Origin of the sequence: Mycobacterium hippophais, from assembly GCF_027529605.1 — a bacterium.
In the GTDB taxonomy this organism is placed as follows: domain Bacteria; phylum Actinomycetota; class Actinomycetes; order Mycobacteriales; family Mycobacteriaceae; genus Mycobacterium; species Mycobacterium arseniciresistens.
The window spans coordinates 1-540 of sequence record NZ_JAPZPY010000036.1; the positions used below are offsets into that span (position 1 = coordinate 1).

General features: G+C 60.2%; 1 protein-coding gene. It reads left to right on the top strand.

The features are described 5' to 3' along the window. Nucleotides 1–332: 332 nt before the first annotated feature. Nucleotides 333–540, top strand: a 208-nt coding sequence (locus O6P37_RS28430) for a hypothetical protein (RefSeq protein WP_269897218.1), incomplete at its 3' end; no start/stop codon positions are given.

Consider the following 540-nt stretch of genomic DNA (forward strand, 5'->3'; position numbering starts at 1 on the left):
CTTTTCCCGCGGCAGGACGCTCGCCGCAGGCTCGGGTCTCGGGCTTTCCATCGCCGACCGGCTCCTGGCGCAGATGCGCGCCAGCCTCGTCCTCACATCGCCCGTTGCCGGGCGTGTTGACGGTTTCCAGGCAGACATCGTGTTTCCCGCGGCGCGATGACGCCCGGCGGGCATGTCCGCGCCTCATTTCCGAACAGTCTCGTTTTGCAGCATTCGCGCGCGGGCAGCCCCGTCGTGATGCTCGCAATTTTTTCCATCGGCATGTGAGAAATATGTGGCTTTTTGCATTATTGTGTGGTTTTCTGTGGCTCTAATCAAAAAAGGTGGGGAACATGGGTCGCAAACCGGAAGACTATGCGCGGCTGCTTGCCAGCGCGCTTTGCAAACTGCATGCAGCGGAATGCCACGAGGCATCGCCGCTCATCTCGGAAGACAGCATCCGCGTGATCAGCGAAACCATTGCCGTGGCGATGGAGGATGCTCGGAAAGTTCATGTCGAACAGGAGCTTGCGGCGATGCGTGAACGCCGTGAGCGCATTC